At 62.7% G+C, this 2,011-nt stretch carries 1 protein-coding gene and 1 pseudogene; one reads left to right on the forward strand and one right to left on the reverse strand.

Going from position 1 to position 2,011, the window contains the following annotated elements; translation table 11 throughout:
* The coding region (locus tag EN925_RS33500; protein ID WP_164894579.1) for a sarcosine oxidase subunit beta at positions 1-1,208 on the reverse strand (1,208 nt) is incomplete at its 3' end.
* A gap of 223 nt (positions 1,209-1,431) precedes the next feature.
* On the opposite strand from EN925_RS33500, the pseudogene EN925_RS33505 reads away from it, so the two are divergent.
* Positions 1,432-2,011 (forward strand): annotated as a pseudogene (locus tag EN925_RS33505) (mechanosensitive ion channel family protein); the annotation flags it as partial.

Genomic DNA, 2,011 nt, shown 5'->3' on the forward strand with positions numbered 1-2,011 from the left:
CGGTGGAAGCGGTCGAGCGTGAAGGGCGCGTTGAGGTCGTGCGGCTGGTCCTTGGCGATGGTCCAGGCGAAGCACCAGCCGGAAGCCGGCGTCGCCTTGAAGCCGCCATAGCACCAGCCGCAGTTGAGATACATGCCGGGCAGGGGGCCGGCGGTGATGATCGGCGAGCCGTCCATCGACATATCGCAAACACCGCCCCAGGAGCGCAGCATGCGCACGCGCGCGAGGCCCGGAAACAACGCCAGCATTTCACTCATCACCTCGTCGACGACAGGCAGATTGCCGCGCTGGGCGTAGCTGTTGTAGCCGTCGATGTCGCCGCCATAGATGAGGCCGCCCTTGTCCGACTGCGACATGTAGAAATGGCCCATGCCGAAGGTGACGACCGTGTCGATGAAGGGCTTCAGCGATTCCGTGACGAAGGCCTGCAGCACATGGCTCTCGATCGGCATCGTCTCGATGCCGGCCATCTGCATGACGCGTCCGGTGCTGCCGGCGACCGCCACGGCCACCTTCCTGGCGCGGATGTCGCCGCGCGAAGTGGTGACGCCTGATATGCGGTCGCCGTCGCGCAGGAAGCCGGTGACCTCGCAATTTTCGATGATGTCGACGCCGCGCCTGTCGGCGCCGCGCGCATAGCCCCAGGCCACCGCATCGTGGCGGGCGGTGCCGGCGCGGCGTTGCATCAGGCCGCCGACCACCGGGAAACGCGCGTTGTCGGAGATATCGAGCGCCGGAATCAGGCGTTTGATCTCAGCCTTCGTCATCAGTTCGGCATCCACGCCGAGATGGCGCATGGCGTTGCCGCGCCTTGCATAGTCGTCGAATTGGGCCGGCGTGTGCGCCAGGTTCAGGCAGCCGCGCTGCGAGAACATGACATTGTAGTTGAGCTCGTGCGACAGGTTCTCCCACAGCTTCATCGAGTGTTCGTAGAAGCGGGTGTTGGCAGGCAGCAGATAATTCGAGCGCACGGCCGTGGTGTTGCGGCCGACATTGCCGGAACCGAGCCAGCCCTTTTCCACAACGGCGACATTGGTGATGCCGTGTTCCTTGGCAAGATAATAGGCGGTCGCCAGCCCATGACCGCCGCCACCGATGATGATGACGTCATAGGACGCCTTCGGGTCAGGCTTGCGCCATGCCGGCTTCCAATCCTTGTTTCCCTTGAGCGCGTTCGCGAGCAGCGAAAAGGCCGAGTACTCTGCCATTGATGTCATCCGGTTCGGGCGATGCGGCAGACTATAGAGCAGGCCGCATCCGCAAAGCCAATATTGCGCCATCGCCTTTCGACTGGCCGACGCCCGGGATGGGATCACTCGGCGTGAGTGATCGGTTGGGCTCGCGATACGACGGCTTGCCCCATGATAGGGCCGTGTTTATCAAGGACAGGCTTTCAAATTGCCTTTGCCGCCGATGAGTCGCCAACAAATCATGCTTTTCCGATTGCTTCGTCTCATCCTGGTACTCACGCTGGTCGTTTCGGCGCCGCTTTCGTTTAAGGCGATGGCGCAAGCGCTCGGCCAGGGCTCGGCCGGTTTGGTCGCCGATCAGCAAAAGGTCATCCAGGATCTAACGGCCAAGACGGACGATCTCGAGAAGAAGATACAGCAGGACGGTGAGGACGATGCCTCACTCGTGGAGATCCGTCTGCAGCTGGAGGATCTGTCGCGGGCGGCACTCACCAGTGCGCTGGTATTCCGCTCGCGGCTCACCGAGATCAACAATCGCATCGAGGTGCTGGGTCCTCCACCGGCGGCGGGCCAGCCGCAGGAGCCCGACATCGTGACGGGCGAGCGTCAGGCGCTTGCATCGGAAAAGGCCGAGATCAACGCGGTCGTTGCCAGCGCACAGAACCTGTCGATCCGCATCAGCGGGCTGATCGACAAGATCGGCAATATGCGCAGCGAGCTGTTCCGCAATCTTTTGACCAAGCGCTACGTGCTGTCGGATGCGCTGAGCCCGCAGGTGTTTTCCGACGCCCGCGACGAGTTCGGCAATCTCTACAAGGCGG

It is taken from the genome of Mesorhizobium sp. M7A.F.Ca.US.006.04.2.1 (genome assembly GCF_004022915.1).
Classification (GTDB): domain Bacteria; phylum Pseudomonadota; class Alphaproteobacteria; order Rhizobiales; family Rhizobiaceae; genus Mesorhizobium; species Mesorhizobium ciceri.